16 protein-coding genes are annotated in these 14865 nt (G+C 37.7%); 5 read left to right on the plus strand and 11 right to left on the minus strand.

Going from position 1 to position 14865, the window contains the following annotated elements; genetic code table 11:
• Window positions 1–3 precede the first annotated feature (3 nt).
• From H9635_RS00410 to der, 10 genes are all read right to left on the minus strand, one after another.
• Entirely contained in the window at window positions 4–705 is a 702-nt protein-coding gene (locus tag H9635_RS00410; protein WP_191698170.1) for a demethylmenaquinone methyltransferase, read from the minus strand.
• A gap of 24 nt (window positions 706–729) precedes the next feature.
• Complete coding sequence (locus tag H9635_RS00415; protein WP_191698171.1) at window positions 730–1476, minus strand: heptaprenyl diphosphate synthase component 1; 747 nt, start codon at window positions 1474–1476, stop codon at window positions 730–732.
• A 77-nt stretch (window positions 1477–1553) separates the two neighbouring features.
• Entirely contained in the window at window positions 1554–1769 is a 216-nt protein-coding gene (gene mtrB / locus H9635_RS00420; protein WP_191698172.1) for a trp RNA-binding attenuation protein MtrB, read from the minus strand.
• 55 nt (window positions 1770–1824) lie between these two features.
• On the minus strand, window positions 1825–2394 hold the full coding sequence (gene folE / locus H9635_RS00425) for a GTP cyclohydrolase I FolE (RefSeq protein WP_191698173.1): 570 nt from the start codon (window positions 2392–2394) through the stop codon (window positions 1825–1827).
• Between the two features lie 387 nt (window positions 2395–2781).
• Window positions 2782–3054, minus strand: coding sequence for an HU family DNA-binding protein (locus H9635_RS00430; RefSeq protein WP_004232618.1), 273 nt, complete (start codon window positions 3052–3054; stop codon window positions 2782–2784).
• A gap of 198 nt (window positions 3055–3252) precedes the next feature.
• Window positions 3253–4758 carry a stage IV sporulation protein A gene (gene spoIVA, locus H9635_RS00435; protein WP_318245171.1) on the minus strand — a complete coding sequence of 502 codons (1506 nt, stop codon included), beginning with the start codon at window positions 4756–4758 and terminating at the stop codon, window positions 3253–3255.
• 108 nt (window positions 4759–4866) lie between these two features.
• The gene (locus tag H9635_RS00440) at window positions 4867–5589 is read right to left on the minus strand and encodes a hypothetical protein (RefSeq protein ID WP_191698174.1); all 723 of its coding nucleotides are present in this window, start codon (window positions 5587–5589) and stop codon (window positions 4867–4869) included.
• Window positions 5590–5608: 19 nt separating this feature from the next.
• A complete protein-coding gene (locus H9635_RS00445) occupies window positions 5609–5857 on the minus strand; it encodes a DUF2768 domain-containing protein (protein WP_191698175.1) in 249 nt (82 codons plus the stop codon).
• 173 nt (window positions 5858–6030) lie between these two features.
• Window positions 6031–7044 carry an NAD(P)H-dependent glycerol-3-phosphate dehydrogenase gene (locus tag H9635_RS00450; protein ID WP_191698176.1) on the minus strand — a complete coding sequence of 338 codons (1014 nt, stop codon included), beginning with the start codon at window positions 7042–7044 and terminating at the stop codon, window positions 6031–6033.
• A gap of 114 nt (window positions 7045–7158) precedes the next feature.
• Entirely contained in the window at window positions 7159–8469 is a 1311-nt protein-coding gene (gene der / locus H9635_RS00455; RefSeq protein ID WP_191698177.1) for a ribosome biogenesis GTPase Der, read from the minus strand.
• 227 nt (window positions 8470–8696) lie between these two features.
• Here der and H9635_RS00460 point away from each other — a divergent pair, with 227 nt between their 5' ends.
• The 5 genes from H9635_RS00460 to H9635_RS00480 are packed head-to-tail and all read left to right on the plus strand — an operon-like array spanning window position 8697 to window position 13472.
• The gene (locus H9635_RS00460) at window positions 8697–9308 is read left to right on the plus strand and encodes a TetR/AcrR family transcriptional regulator (RefSeq protein ID WP_191698178.1); all 612 of its coding nucleotides are present in this window, start codon (window positions 8697–8699) and stop codon (window positions 9306–9308) included.
• 18 nt (window positions 9309–9326) lie between these two features.
• Complete coding sequence (gene menE / locus H9635_RS00465; RefSeq protein WP_191698179.1) at window positions 9327–10820, plus strand: o-succinylbenzoate--CoA ligase; 1494 nt, start codon at window positions 9327–9329, stop codon at window positions 10818–10820.
• 2 nt (window positions 10821–10822) lie between these two features.
• Window positions 10823–11236: a MaoC family dehydratase gene (locus H9635_RS00470; protein WP_191698180.1), complete on the plus strand. Its 414-nt coding sequence runs from the start codon at window positions 10823–10825 to the stop codon at window positions 11234–11236.
• Window positions 11233–12234 carry a 3-oxoacyl-ACP synthase gene (locus tag H9635_RS00475; RefSeq protein ID WP_191698181.1) on the plus strand — a complete coding sequence of 334 codons (1002 nt, stop codon included), beginning with the start codon at window positions 11233–11235 and terminating at the stop codon, window positions 12232–12234. Before H9635_RS00470 ends, H9635_RS00475 begins: the two co-directional genes overlap by 4 nt.
• A gap of 11 nt (window positions 12235–12245) precedes the next feature.
• A complete protein-coding gene (locus tag H9635_RS00480) occupies window positions 12246–13472 on the plus strand; it encodes a substrate-binding domain-containing protein (protein WP_318245163.1) in 1227 nt (408 codons plus the stop codon).
• A gap of 145 nt (window positions 13473–13617) precedes the next feature.
• Here the strand turns inward: H9635_RS00480 and rpsA are convergent, their stop codons facing one another.
• On the minus strand, window positions 13618–14763 hold the full coding sequence (rpsA, locus tag H9635_RS00485; protein WP_191698183.1) for a 30S ribosomal protein S1: 1146 nt from the start codon (window positions 14761–14763) through the stop codon (window positions 13618–13620).
• Between the last annotated feature and the right edge of the window lie 102 nt (window positions 14764–14865).

Raw genomic sequence — 14865 nt, forward strand, 5'->3', positions numbered from 1 at the left:
CTATTATTTCTTTTTAAAACCCATGTGCATAGCTGCTGCCCCACCGCTATATGGTTTATATGTGACATTTTCATACCCGGCTTCACGGAACATTTGCGCTAGCTTTTTCATACCCGGAAAGTCTTTCGCCGACTCTTGAAGCCATGAATATTCTTTATAGCTTTTTGCAAATAATTTTCCGAACATTGGCATGATATAGTTAAAGTAAAAACGGAAAAGTTGACGATATACCGGAATTTCAGATTGGGATGTTTCAAGACAAACAACCATGCCACCTGGCTTTACAACACGATTCATTTCACGTAATACTTTCATATAATCAGGTACGTTTCGCAAACCAAAGCCAATCGTTACATAATCGAATGTATTATCTTCAAATGGAAGCTCCATTGCATTCCCATGAATTAACTCTATGTTTTGAATATTTTCTGTTTTTTGCTTGCCGACTTTCAGCATGTTCTCACTAAAGTCCAGCCCTTTTACAATACCTTCATCACCTACTGCCTTTGATAGGGCAATAGTCCAGTCAGCAGTACCGCAGCAGACATCCAAACATGCGGAGCCCTTTTTAACGGCCATACGCTTCATCGTATCATCACGCCATCCGACATGCATTTGAAAGCTGATAACGGAGTTCATTTTATCGTAGTTTTCTGAAATGTTTTCAAACACTTCATGAACATGTTCTTCTTTCGATTTTGCCATTTTTTCAAAACCTTTCTAAATTCACTACAAAGTGATGTATTGCTCAATGGAATGTTTTAAATCTTCATGGATATGGCTTCGCTTCACAACTTCCAACACCTGCTGTTGTCGGATAATCAGTTGTTCATGCAACCATTCCATTGTTGAGTCAAGAATAGTTGGATTATCAGCCAATGCCAACGCTTTATATAAGAAACCTCGTTTTGCATCCTGTATCAATCCATATTCTTTTTTCAAACGAATAAATGTCAATGTGTTTTCCATAAGTTCAGAATAGGCATTGTAACCGTATACATCATAGTATTGCGAAATCAATGCGCTTTCAATTACCGTTAAACTATGAATCCATTGCTCAACGGAACGGGTTTGTGTCTCATAAATGCGAATTTGATGCTCACAGCGATTTACAATCCCTTTAGACAGTTTCTGAATTAATCTAATATTTCCGGACTGTGCAAGAAGTTGATAATAGCGGCCGCTATAATAATCTCCCGACAGGACAATGAGTTGTTGCTCCTTACTTGTAGCATCTACTTCCAATACTTTTTCGTGCTCCAGAAGTGATGCATGTACAATTCCAACAGTTATTGCACTTACTTTATGGTCGTCAGTCATTTCAGCCCCATTCAAAAAAGGCAACTGAATAAAAAACAATTGTTCTTCTTGTAACGTAGGTTGTCCAACATTTTGAAGTAATGCTCTATGATGAACATGCTGTAGAATATTTGATTGTAACGTTTGAACCGATTGTATAATAGATGTTGCACTCATAGAAATTACTCCATTTCAATGTTTTAAAGCATTTAATCAAAATTTTTTATGATATATAGCTTGTGCTTTTGTATTCATTATTTTTTACTTTGGATTGTTCCATGGGCAGAATGAATTTTAGCTTTTCCGCGAATTTTCATTGCAGACGTATGCTCAGTAAACTGGGCAATCATTACTTCGCCAGCATCCAACTTTTCAGAGTGGTGAAATTTTGTATCAGTGCCACGAGTTAGACCAATTACATGTACACCATCTTCTTCTGCTTCAATAATAATATAATCTGGTTGTGCCATTTAATAATCCCCCCACCTGTTAATTTCTTTGTTTATAATACCATATTTGTCCGGCTTATTTCATTTGGATGAAAGTAATCACTTCGTTGCGCTTTGTATCATCTTCTTCATAAATACCGCGCGCGACAGCTGTCACCGTTTTAGAACCAGGTTTCTTCAACCCGCGCATTGTCATACACATATGCTCGGCCTCGACAACAACATAAACTCCTTTAGGGTTTAACATTTCCATAATAGTATCTGCTACTGTAGAAGTAATGCGTTCTTGCAGCTGTGGACGGCGTGCAACAGATTCCAGGCAGCGTCCCAGTTTGCTTAAACCGGCTACTCTACCGTCTTTTGGTATGTATGCTATATGTGCTGTGCCATAGAAAGGAACTAAGTGATGCTCGCACATAGAGTAGAACGGAATATCCTTTACTAATACAAATTCTTCGTGGTCTTCATGAAAAACCGTACTAAAATAATCACGTGGATCTTCATTTAAACCACTGAACATTTCTGCATACATTTTTGAAACACGTTTTGGCGTATCAAGTAATCCTTCACGCTCTACATCTTCCCCTACTGCTTCTAAAATCATTTTTACTGCGTCTTCTATCTTTTTCAAATCGACATTTGCCATGGAAATCAGGTCCTCCTACAAACCAAAACGTTTTTATGTATACGTCTATCTATATTTATTCTCATTAAATGCTATTATTTTCGTTATAAAATACACTCTTGAATCGTAGCACATTAAACGCGTAAGTTCAAAAGAGTTCTACTTTTTTTAGCATAGTTATTCAAAAACAAAAAGAAATGAACCAGAGTGCTAAATTCACAGTTCAATTCAGGTACCTTTTCGGTAGTCCAAAGCGATAAAACAGAGGTCTATGCGCTTTAGCCAGGACAAATGCCAAACTTAGTATACGGTTATTAAAAAGCACGCCACCCTATCAGTTTCCAGGCATCAAAAAAGAGCAGCTCTCAGTTAGACTGAGAGCTACTCTATGTACTTCTAGAGGCTGATTTATTTTACAGCGTCTTTAAGTGCTTTACCTGGTTTAAAAGCAGGTACTTTCGAAGCAGCGATTTCGATTTCCTTACCTGTTTGTGGGTTACGACCTTTACGCGCTGCACGCTCACGAACTTCAAAGTTACCAAAACCGATTAATTGTACTTTGTCACCCTTTGCAAGAGCATCTTGAATTGTATCAAATACAGCTTCAACTGCTTTAGAAGCGTCTTTTTTAGAAAGACCTGCAGCTTCAGCAACAGAGTTTACTAATTCTGTTTTATTCACACCATTCACCTCCTCTCAAAGGGTCATGAATCTAAATCCTGTAAAAAGATTAACATACAGAAAACCGCTACGCAACTGAATTCATTCAGGTTTTGCTTATATTTTAACTTTTTTTGCAAAAAAACAGAAATTACAGGACAATTCACCTATAAAAGTGAACGGTCCTGTAATTTTTCAATCATAAATTTATATTGAAATTTAAATAATAAATGTAATTAAACCTCTTTCTCCTTCATTTATTAATCTTTCCAACATTAAACGCATTCTGTTTTTTGCATGAGTTGGAACACCACTCATTTTATAGCGGATACTTTCTGTTAGTACTTCATGTAAAGGTGTACCGAATAATTGAGTTTGCCATAATGCCTGGCGATCATATTCATATGCATGCTTCAGATCCTTCAGCAAATGCTGACTATGAAACTCTGAGCCAATTAATGGCGAAAACTCCGCTTCCATATCAATTCGAATAATATGGTAGGATGGGGCAGTTGCTTTCATTCGTACACCGTAGAAATTATTTTGTTCAATCAATTCAGGCTCACTTGGAGTAAATTCGTCCATTGCAGGCAATGTCACACCATAACCATCTTCTTTCGCCTGTTCAATGGCTTCACGGAATCTGCTTTGCGCCGCTTTGGCTTCTGCTGCCTCCTTTATAAACAAGAGCCATTCTTTTTTCGATTCAACTGGTTTATCGAGCCATTCTGCACATGCTTCTTTATAATAGTCATTGTGGATATTGACACGCAACGTTGCAATACCTTGCCCGGCATCAATATTTTCCACTGTACAGCTTTCTATAAAATCAATTTCACGGAGCAATTGACTTGCTGCTTCTACATCACGAATTTTCATCGCATCATCTTGTAATTGTGACGTAGCAAATGATAATGTTTCATTTAAATGATGATGCTCATCCAACACATCCAACCAATCCGGTTTCTCTACTTGAATCTCATTTACATTGAATTCAAATAAGGCTTCTTGCAAAATCATCATAACATCGTTTAATTGCATCTGTTGAATCGAAGTTGGGATTACAGGTACATCATATTTTTGAACGAGTGCTTGTTGTAGATTCTGTGTTTCAGCCGAATGTGGGGCTGTACTATTCAGCACAATTACGAATGGCTTTCCGATTTCCGTAAGCTGATCTATAATTTGCTGCTCCGCTTTTTCTACAGCAGCCCGTGTCATTCCATTTACCGTTCCATCCGTCGTTACGACAATTCCGATATTGGCATGGTCACGAATAACTTTATCTGTCCCAATTTTCGCAGCTTCCTGAAACGCAATTGCTTCATTATGCCATGGTGTTTGCACATATTTTGGTCCTGACTCGTCTTCATAACCCTTTGCTCCCTCAATTACATATCCGACACAATCAACAAATCGTACACGGAAAGGTATTGCGCTTTCTCCAAATGCAACAGTTGTACCTTGAGCAGGGACAAATTTCGGCTCTGCCGTCATGATCGTAGGTCCAGGAGAACTTTGAGGAAGCTCATCCATCGCACGCATACGGTCTTCCGCATTTTCAATATTAGGCAATATTACGCCTTCCATGACCTTTTTAACAAACGTCGACTTACCAACACGAACTGGTCCTACTACACCAATATAAAGATCACCATTCGTACGTTCCGCCAGTTGCTGAAAAATATGCTCGCTAATCGTATTGCCTCCTTTATATGCCTTAATCTTCTGTTTCCAGTTAAAGTATTCATTATCAAAACACTATATGTATATTCGTTTTTAAATATGAAAAAAGGTGTACTAAAAGTTTCACCTTTTTGTACACCTTTTCTGTTATTTTTCTTTTTTTGTTGGATCATACCAAATGATTGGTTCATTGTTTTCATCTACTGTGTATGGAAGTGAATATGCTGGTACTACCGGAAAATTATCCACTAGTATTTCCCGAATGTCGTCACCAGGCTGCGCGACAATATCGTTATCTTTCATATACGTATATAAATCAATCGAATAATCAACGTATAAATCCCCTTCAGCCGATACAACAATTGGTAATTGATTATTCGAATAAGGACTCTGAACTGTCACATTTTCTTTATAACCAATATTTTCAAAGTTAACTGTATAAACATGCTCTGCCACTTTATCTTTAAACTGTGGATATTTCGTCCCTTTAAATCGAATATTGATTTCACGTATACGTTCAGGCGTACGTAAATCAACAAGCTTCACAGTTGGGTTTTCTTCCGGATTCCAAATAATATACTGAAAAATTCCACCCTTTTCATATGCATTCCCCGGCGGCGAACCAATATATTTCGGAACAAGTTTTTCAAAATCAATTAAATATTTAATAAAAATGTCTGTGTCCTGATCGCGCGTTTTAATTGGCAATACCCCTGTATCTTCACGGTACTCATTAACAGCCCGCTGGACACCCGCAAGCATATCGACATCAGGTCTTAGGCTGGATTGATCGAAGTTAGACGAGGAGCCACACCCTGATAAAAGCAACGTGATGATGGATAAAAGCACAAACCATTTTGAAAATTTCATAATATGTATTCCCCCTACCTTAGTTCGGCCATGTTAATATGACAAGTACCATCAATAATGTGCCGATAAAAAACATTACATAGGCAACAAGTTTAATTAAAAACGATAAAAACGTATTATGTATCCATTTACGGACTGCTGTGATAATTAATAATGATGCTAATAATAAGCCAATTGAATAAAACGAAACCCACATAACATCCAATGCATGCATAGAAGCTAAAGGTCCACGTGCAGAGTTTAATAGTAGATTTGACATCGGATTCATCAATAGTAGAACGTGTTGCAATGCTAAAACCGCCTTCCTATAAATTTTCACGGATATTCCGCTAATAATTATAGCCTTTTCAGGTAAAAAAAAACAGGAGGCATACAAGTATCCCTCCCTATTTGTGACAAATTATTAAATTTTATAGATTTACCGACCTTAAAATAAGCCGATTAGCTCATTTCATCGATTTCGCTTTTTTTCGTTCGTAACATTAAAGACTCTACTAATGCTTTTGGTTCCATATCATTAAATAACACATCGTATAATGCTGATGTAATAGGCATTGAAACTTCGTATTTTTGTGATAATTGATAAGCTGCCTTTGTCGTACGTACACCCTCTACAACCATCCCCATCTCTTCCAGTACTTGATCAAGCTTCATTCCCTTTCCAAGCATATTACCAGCCCGCCAGTTACGTGAATGGACACTTGTACAAGTTACGATTAAGTCGCCCATTCCTGTCAGTCCTGCAAATGTAAAAGGATTACCGCCCATTTTTACACCGAGACGTGTAATTTCTGCTAATCCACGTGTAATAAGAGCTGCCTTTGCATTATCTCCAAAATTAAGACCATCCGTCATACCTGCTGCAAGAGCAATTACATTTTTAAGTGCCCCACCTATTTCAACACCAATCACATCATCATTCGTATACACACGTAAATAATGGTTCATAAACAGATCCTGCACCTTTTCCGCTGCCTTTAGATTTTTGCAAGCTGCGGTTACCGTTGTAGGATGCTGCAACACTACTTCCTCCGCGTGCGAAGGTCCTGATAGAACGACGATGTCACTAACAGCATCAGATGCCAGGCTTTCTTTCATCAACTCAGAAATACGCATTAAAGTATCCGGTTCTATTCCTTTTGAAACATGGACAAATAAAGCCTTGTCTGTAATATAGCTTGAAATTTCTCCGCAAACTTCGCGGATTCCTTTTGTTGGTACAGCCATGACGATTGTTGAGCCATGCTTTGCGGCTGTTTCTAAATTAGCAGTTGCCTTTAAATTCTGCGGCAGTACTGTATTAGGTAAATATTTTTTATTCGTATGTTGCTCATTTATTTCGTTCGCCTGATCTTCACGATGAGACCAAATTAACGTATTGTGTCCGTTTTCCGCCAAAACGATTGCAAGTGCAGTCCCCCAGGAGCCTGCGCCTAAAACTACTACATTTTCCATTAATAAACCCCCAAATCTACTTAAAGTTTCTTAATATCATTTACTTCAAGCTAAATTCCCTTTATGTACAAAAACGCTAGTTCATTTTCATAAACTAGCGCTCTGTACATTTAATTAGTCACGAGCACGTGTAATAAGACGTATTGGAGTACCTTCGAAATCGAATGTCTCACGAATACGGTTTTCTAAGAAGCGCTCATATGAGAAGTGCATCATTTCAGGTTCATTTACGAATACAACGAATGTTGGCGGTTTAATTGCCACTTGTGTTGCGTAGTAAATACGTAAACGACGCCCTTTATCTGTTGGTGCTGGATTACGTGCAATGGAATCTTCAATTACTTCATTTAAAATAGATGATTGAATACGCATCGCATGATTTTCACTAACACGTTTTATAATAGGTAAAATATTGAGTACGCGTTGTTTCGTTTTTGCTGAAACAAAAACGATTGGTGCATAATCCAAGAATAAGAAATGCTCACGAATTTGTTCTGTGAATAAATTCATCGTTTTCTCGTCTTTTTCAATTGCATCCCATTTGTTTACAACAATAATTACCGCTTTACCAGCTTCATGTGCATAGCCTGCGATTTTTTTATCCTGTTCTTGAATGCCTTCATCTGCATTCAGAACAACTAAAACAACGTCAGAACGTTCGATTGCGCGCAGTGCACGTAGCACAGAATACTTTTCTGTTGTTTCATAGACTTTCCCTTTTTTACGCATACCCGCCGTATCAATAATGACATAATCTTGCCCATCATGTGAGTACGGAGAGTCAATTGCATCACGAGTTGTCCCTTGAATTTCACTTACAATAACACGTTCCTGACCTAAAAAGGCATTTACAAGTGATGATTTCCCAACATTTGGTCGACCAATTAATGAGAATTTAATCGTATCTTCATCATATTGCTCTTCATCAGGTTGCGGGAAGTGTTTTGCACATTCATCCAATAAATCCCCTAAACCTAAACCGTGCGAACCTGAAATTGGCCAAGGCTCACCAAAACCTAATGAATAGAAGTCATAAATCATATGACGCATATCCGGGTTGTCGATCTTATTAATTGCCAATACAACCGGTTTTTTTGTTTTATATAAAATTTTTGCTACTTGCTCATCCGCAGCGGTTACACCTTCACGACCATTTGTCATGAAAATAATAACGTCCGCCTCATCAATAGCGATTTCTGCTTGCTGGCGGATTTGCTCTAAAAATGGCTCGTCCCCAATTTCAATACCACCAGTGTCGATAATATTAAATTCATGTGCTAACCAATCAGCCGAACTATAAATACGGTCACGTGTTACACCGGGGATATCTTCCACGATCGATACACGTTCTCCGACAATTCGGTTAAAAATTGTCGATTTACCTACGTTCGGACGTCCTACGATGGCGATTACTGGTTTTGTCATCTGTACTTCATCCTTCCAAACTCTTGTCTTTCCGTATTATACACGAATTTGACTATTATATCATTTTTTCACAACATTCTAAATGGAATTATTGAATAGAAGACATTCTTAGGAAATCAAGTTAATAAAATTAATTTGGAGTTAAATGCAATTACTAGGAAATTATTTCAGAAATATATTGTATTTTCTGAATATTTTGCATACTATAAAACTGAGAGGTGATTCATATGTCAGAAATTATAAATTTGTCTTCTAATAATCCCCAACCACTTACAAAGAAGGGAGAAAAAACACGTCAACATTTACTAAATATTGCTGAAGAAGTTTTTGGTGAAAAAGGTTATTTTAATGCCTCCATTGTTGATATTACGCAAAAGGCAAATGTAGCCCAGGGAACATTTTATAATTACTTCCCTTCTAAGCAGTCCATTTTCGAAGAACTTGTGCGTAACATGAGCCACACATTTAGAAGTGAAATTAGAAATGCTATTAAGGCGGCAGATAGTTTTGAAGAGTCCCAAAGAATTGGCTTCCGTACATTCTTTTCCTGGGTAAAAAATCATCGGAATTTGTACAGTATTATTCAGCAAACTGTTCTTGTGGATGAGAAACTTTATCGCTGGTATTACGAGCGCTTAGCATCGGGATACATTAAAGGATTGGAAGAAGCAATTGGTAAAGAGGAAATAAAGAAATACGATTCCGAAACAATTGCTTATTGTTTAATGGGTATTAGTCAGTTCTTAGGGATGAGGTGGATTTACTGGGAAGATAAAGACGTACCAGAGGATTTGTTAGAAGATGCAATAGCCCTTATTTTCCAAGGTTTACGAAAATAATTGCAGGAGTGATGTCAATTGAAGGGAATATCAAATTGGATTGATCAGCGTTCCATTATTACACCAAGTAGACTAGCTTTAATCGATGTCCAGAGAAAAATTACTTATCTGGAAATGAGCAGCATGGTTAACCGATATGCCGGCGTATTACAATCTACTTACTCTATTAAAAAAGGCGATCGGGTGGGTATATTATCGATGAATAGCATTGATTTTATTATTTTATTATTTTCATTGGCAAAGCTCAATGCTGTTGTTGTTCCACTTAATATCCGCCTAACTGAAGATGAGTTAGAATATCAGCTTAAAGATAGCGGCCTTCAAACACTCATTGTTGACCATGACAACTATGAAAAAGGTAAAGAATTGTTAACCCGAACAAACTTTCTTTTATTAACATTTAAAACGATTAACATCGCACATCCAGAGCCGCTCACACCTATAGAAATAGATTCATCAGCTCCCTATATTATCTGTTACACATCTGGTACAACTGGCAGACCTAAGGGAGCTGTTTTAACCCAGGAAAATATGTTTTGGAATGCAATCAATAATACGTTAAGTCTCGACATCACTTCAAAAGATAAAGTTATAACTTTATTACCACTTTTCCACATTGGTGGAATTGGATTATTCACATTACCCGTTCTGTTAGCTGGAGGAACAGTTATTGTACCGGAGCGATTTAACCCTGAGCAAGCACTGGAGTATATAGAGAAATATAAAATAACCATTATTATGGGCGTTCCAACTATTCATGATACCTTACGGAAAAGCCCTACCTTTGAAAAAACAAATTTGACCTCTGTACGTTTTTTTTATAACGGAGGTGCTCCCTGTCCTGAAGAGCTAATCCATTGGTATATACAAAAAGGCATTAGCTTTGGGCAAGGTTATGGTCTCACTGAAACATCCCCTACTGTATTTTTATTATCAGAGGAAGATTTCCATCATAAAGCTGGCTCCATTGGAAAACCAGTTATGTTTACAGAAATCCGAATTGTGGATGAAGATGCAAAAGATGTTTCACCTGGTCAATATGGTGAATTGCTTGTAAAGGGACCGAATGTCATGAAGGAATACTATAAACTTCCTGATGAAACAGCAAAGGCAATTCAGAATGGTTGGTTTGCAACGGGTGATATTGTCAGACAAGACAAGGAAGGCTTTGTCTACATTGTTGGCAGAAAAAAGGAAATGATTATATCAGGTGGTGAAAATATTTATCCATTAGAGATTGAAAAAGTCATTTATGAGATTAGTGATGTTGTGGAGGCAGCAGTTATCGGAGTTCCTCATAATAAATGGGGCGAAACACCAATTGCTTTTATTGTATTAAAAGAAGAGACAACCTTAACTGACGAAAAGTTAAAAGAACTATGTACTAAAAAGTTAGCAAGTTATAAAGTTCCAAGTCTTTTTAAAATTGTAAGCGCTTTACCAAAGAATGCGACAGGAAAAATCGATAAACCAACATTAAAAAAATATTACGTAGAAGAAGCGGTGAATTAACGATGAATTTTTTTGTTGGGCAGAAAGCGGCTTTTAGCAGAACTGTTACCGAAACGGATATTGTCATGTTCGCTGGTTTAAGTGGTGACTATAACCCTGTTCATGTTGATCAGGAATATGCTGGAGATACAAGATTTGGACAGAGAATTGCGCACGGTTTATTAACTACTTCATTTTTATCCAGGCTCTTAGGCATGGAACTTCCTGGAAAGGGATCGGTTTATTTAGAGCAAACGCTAAAATTTCTAAAACCTGTTTTCATAGGAGATACGATAACTGCTAGTGCCGAAATTTTAGAAATCGATCCAGAACGGGGAATCCTTCGGCTCGAGACGATTTGCCGAAAACAAGATAATACTGTTGTGTTACAAGGAGAAGCAAAAATGATGATGCCAAAGGAGGGTACAAAAATATGATACAAATCGTTCATACAAGCACATATTTTCCACCCGATGTTGAAACAGCTCGGATACTAGAAAAGAAAACAGGTATTCCAGAAGATGTAATAATACAGAAATTCGGTCTCTATGAGAAACATGTGGCGGACTCTTCCACGCATGCTTCCGATATGGCGATTAATGCTGCATTGCCAATACTAGAGAAGGTAAACCCGCTGCTTATAGACGTGGTTATATATTTTGGAAGTCCGTATAAAGACTATGGAGTTTGGTCCAGTGCACCAAAAATTCAACATAAGCTTGGCGCAAAAAATGCTTATGCCTTTGAAATAATGAATGTAAGCTCTTGTTTCCCTATCGCACTTAAAGTTGCAAAGGATATGTTAACTTCTGATACGACTATTAACCAGATTTTACTAGTCGGAGGATGTAAAGAATCACAAATTATAGACTATCAAAATCCTCGATCAAGATTTATGTTCAATTTTGCTGATGGGGGTGCCTCTACCCTTCTATCAAGAGATAATGGCAAATTTGAAATTTTAGAATCATCCATATATACAGACGGTTCATTCCACGACGATATACGTGTACCAGCTGGAGGTTCTGCTCTTCCCGCTTCCCATGAAACAGTTAATAAGAATCTTCATTTCATCGATGTGAAAGACCCTACAGATATGAAAGAACGGCTTGATCCCATATCTGTAGCTAATTTTTTTAAGGTAGTAAAAGAATCGGTAGAAAAAAGCGGATATACGTTGCAAGATATTGATATGCTCCTTCCATTGCATACAAAAAAGTCGATGTTTCTTCAGATTTTAGACGGACTAGAGCTTTCCGAAGAAAAAGCAGTATATCTCGACCATTATGGTCATATGTCATCCCTGGACCCGCTTGTAGGTCTCCATTTGGCTGAGACAGAAAATAGATTAAAAAAAGGGAACATCATTGTTGCGGTCAGTGCTGGAACAGGTTACACATGGGCAGCAACAACATTAAAAAAAATCAAAGACTAAGGAGGAAGAAAGTGAAAATTTTTACTAGAAAATATATATATTTAGGTCTTTTTTTATCACTTCTATTGTTTGTCTTTGGATGCAGTGCTGATGAAAATGAAAATGTAGAAGGGGCAGAAGCGAAAGATGCTGTACCTATTAAAATTGGAGTACTTGCATCTTTAACTGGTGGTTTAGAAGCATACGGAAAACAATCTGTTCAAGGCTTTGAGCTTGGTCTTGAGTATGCTACGAATGGAACAATGGAAGTTGAAGGTCGTAAACTTGAGTTTATTGTAGAGGATACAGAGACAAAAGCTGAGGTAGCAGTACAAAAAGCTACCAAACTATTAGAAGAAGATAAAGTTGATTTTCTTGTAGGTTCTTCTAGCTCCGGTGACACACTAGCTGTTTTACCGCTTGCAGAGGAGTATGAAAAAATAATGGTTGTAGAGCCAGCTGCTGCAGATAGTATTACGGGTGCAGAATTCAATAAGTATATTTTCCGTACAGCACGAAATTCATCTCAAGATGCGGTTGCGGGTGCAGCTGCTATCGCTAAAAAAGGAGTCAAAATAGCAACTCTTGCCCCTGATTACTCGTTCGGACAAGATGGGGTTGCTGCATTTAAAGAGGCAGCGATCAAGTTAGGAGCAGATATTGTTCATGAAGAATATGTGGATCCTGCCGCTACAGATTTCACTTCTAATATTCAAAAGATTATCGGTCTAAAGCCTGATTATTTATATGTTATCTGGGCTGGCTCCAATACGCCTTGGGGGCAAATCAGTGATATGAAAGTTCAGGAAAAAGGGATTAAAATCTCTACTGGCGTTGCAGATATAGCGACTTTCCCTATCATGAAACCTCTTGTGGGAATGGAAGGCTTTACAGTGTATTATCATGAGTTACCAGACAACCAAGTAAATACTTGGCTTGTAGAGGAGCACAAACAACGCTTTAATGGGGAGGTACCAGACCTTTTCACACCAGGTGGAATGAGTGCAGCTTTAGCAATAGTTGAAGCATTAAAGAAAACAGAGGGAAATACCGATACAGACAAACTTATTGAGACAATGGAAGGAATGAGCTTTGAATCTCCAAAGGGTACTATGACCTTCCGCCCAGAAGATCATCAAGCACTCCAATCACTGTATGCTGTAAGACTTGAAAATAAAGAAGGTTTTGACTACCCAGTTCCCGTATTAATTAGAGAGCTAACTCCACAGGAAACTGCTCCTCCGATTCGAAATAACTAGAAAATATTAATCGCAGCCCTTCGACTGTCGACCTAGTGAAATGAGTGGTTGGCAGTCCTTTATTTTTTTCACTCAATTTTAACTATTCATAAACAAAAACAAAAAATGCCCACATAAGCGTTTGCTTACATGGGCATTCTTTGTGTTATTGTTTTTTAAAGCCCTTCAGCTGGTCACCGATAACGTCGCTGAATGAGAATCCTTTATTTTCTTCAGGAAGCTCGTAATCGAAATCCTCTTCTGCATCTGAATCTTCCTGTAATGCTTTAATACTTAATGCAAGACGTTTTTCATCTGCATTCACTTCTAGCACCTTAACTTCCACTTCTTGCCCATCTTTCAATGCCTCATGTGGTGTATTAATATGCTTATGTGAAATTTGAGAGATATGAACTAGACCTTCAACTCCCGGGAATACTTCAACAAACGCACCAAATGTAACAAGACGTTTAACAATACCCGTTAAAACAGTGCCCTTTGCAGCCTTTTCCGTAATGTTTGTCCACGGACCAGGCAATGTATCCTTAATTGATAGCGATACACGCTCATTATCAATATCAACTGAAAGGACTTTTACCGTTACGGCTTGTCCTTCCTGTAAAACGGTAGAAATATCTTCTACATGCTCATGAGCCACTTGCGAAATATGAACTAACCCATCAATGCCGCCTAAATCAATAAAAGCACCGAATTTCGCCAAACGTTGAACCGTACCTTCCAATACATCGCCTTGATTGATGTTTTGGATAACCTGTTGCTTTTTCGAAGCTTTTTCTTCATCAAGCACTGCACGATGAGATAAAATAAGTCGACCTTTGTCTTTATCTAATTCTGTAATTTTTAATCGTAAAGTCTTTCCTTTATAGTCTTCAAAATCTTCTACAAAGTAGTCCTCTACCAGTGATGCGGGAACGAAACCACGAACGCCTAAATCTACGACAAGTCCGCCTTTTACAACATCTTTAATTTCCGCTTCGAAAATTTCACCGGATTCGAATTTTTCTTTTAGCTTATCCCATGCTTGAAGTGCATCGACTTTTCGCTTTGATAAAACAAAATTTTCTTCCTCAACTTTTGTAATGATTAGCTCAAGCTGATCTCCAACTGAAACTATATCGGAAGCTTTTTCAATGTGTAAGCTTGAAAGTTCGCTAATAGGTATAATTCCATCAAAAGGTGCCCCCTCGATAGAAACTGTCACTGACTTCTCTTCAACTTGTGCAGCAACACCTTTCACAATATCTCCTTCTTGAAATTTTTGGTTTAACCCTAAATTCATTTCCTCAGACATATGTAGCCCTCCTTCGCATTATCCACCTTTATTTTATTCCAAATGATCGACAAAGACAAAAAATAACCCTTTATTTTCAGAAATTTCATGCGTTACATAGGA

This window comes from Solibacillus faecavium (assembly GCF_014836905.1).
GTDB classification, from domain to species: domain Bacteria; phylum Bacillota; class Bacilli; order Bacillales_A; family Planococcaceae; genus Solibacillus; species Solibacillus faecavium.

Bases quoted from the DNA above. Each gene is read 5' to 3' on its own strand.
- folE (WP_191698173.1), bottom strand. From the start codon at position 2,394: ATGGCAAATGTCGATTTGAAAAAGATAGAAGACGCAGTAAAAATGATT.
- H9635_RS00475 (WP_191698181.1), top strand. From the start codon at position 11,233: ATGATACAAATCGTTCATACAAGCACATATTTTCCACCCGATGTTGAA.
- H9635_RS00410 (WP_191698170.1), bottom strand. From the start codon at position 705: ATGGCAAAATCGAAAGAAGAACATGTTCATGAAGTGTTTGAAAACATT.
- H9635_RS00415 (WP_191698171.1), bottom strand. From the start codon at position 1,476: ATGAGTGCAACATCTATTATACAATCGGTTCAAACGTTACAATCAAAT.
- mtrB (WP_191698172.1), bottom strand. From the start codon at position 1,769: ATGGCACAACCAGATTATATTATTATTGAAGCAGAAGAAGATGGTGTA.
- H9635_RS00470 (WP_191698180.1), top strand. From the start codon at position 10,823: ATGAATTTTTTTGTTGGGCAGAAAGCGGCTTTTAGCAGAACTGTTACC.
- H9635_RS00450 (WP_191698176.1), bottom strand. From the start codon at position 7,044: ATGGAAAATGTAGTAGTTTTAGGCGCAGGCTCCTGGGGGACTGCACTT.
- H9635_RS00460 (WP_191698178.1), top strand. From the start codon at position 8,697: ATGTCAGAAATTATAAATTTGTCTTCTAATAATCCCCAACCACTTACA.
- H9635_RS00445 (WP_191698175.1), bottom strand. From the start codon at position 5,857: ATGAATCCGATGTCAAATCTACTATTAAACTCTGCACGTGGACCTTTA.
- der (WP_191698177.1), bottom strand. From the start codon at position 8,469: ATGACAAAACCAGTAATCGCCATCGTAGGACGTCCGAACGTAGGTAAA.
- H9635_RS00440 (WP_191698174.1), bottom strand. From the start codon at position 5,589: ATGAAATTTTCAAAATGGTTTGTGCTTTTATCCATCATCACGTTGCTT.
- rpsA (WP_191698183.1), bottom strand. From the start codon at position 14,763: ATGTCTGAGGAAATGAATTTAGGGTTAAACCAAAAATTTCAAGAAGGA.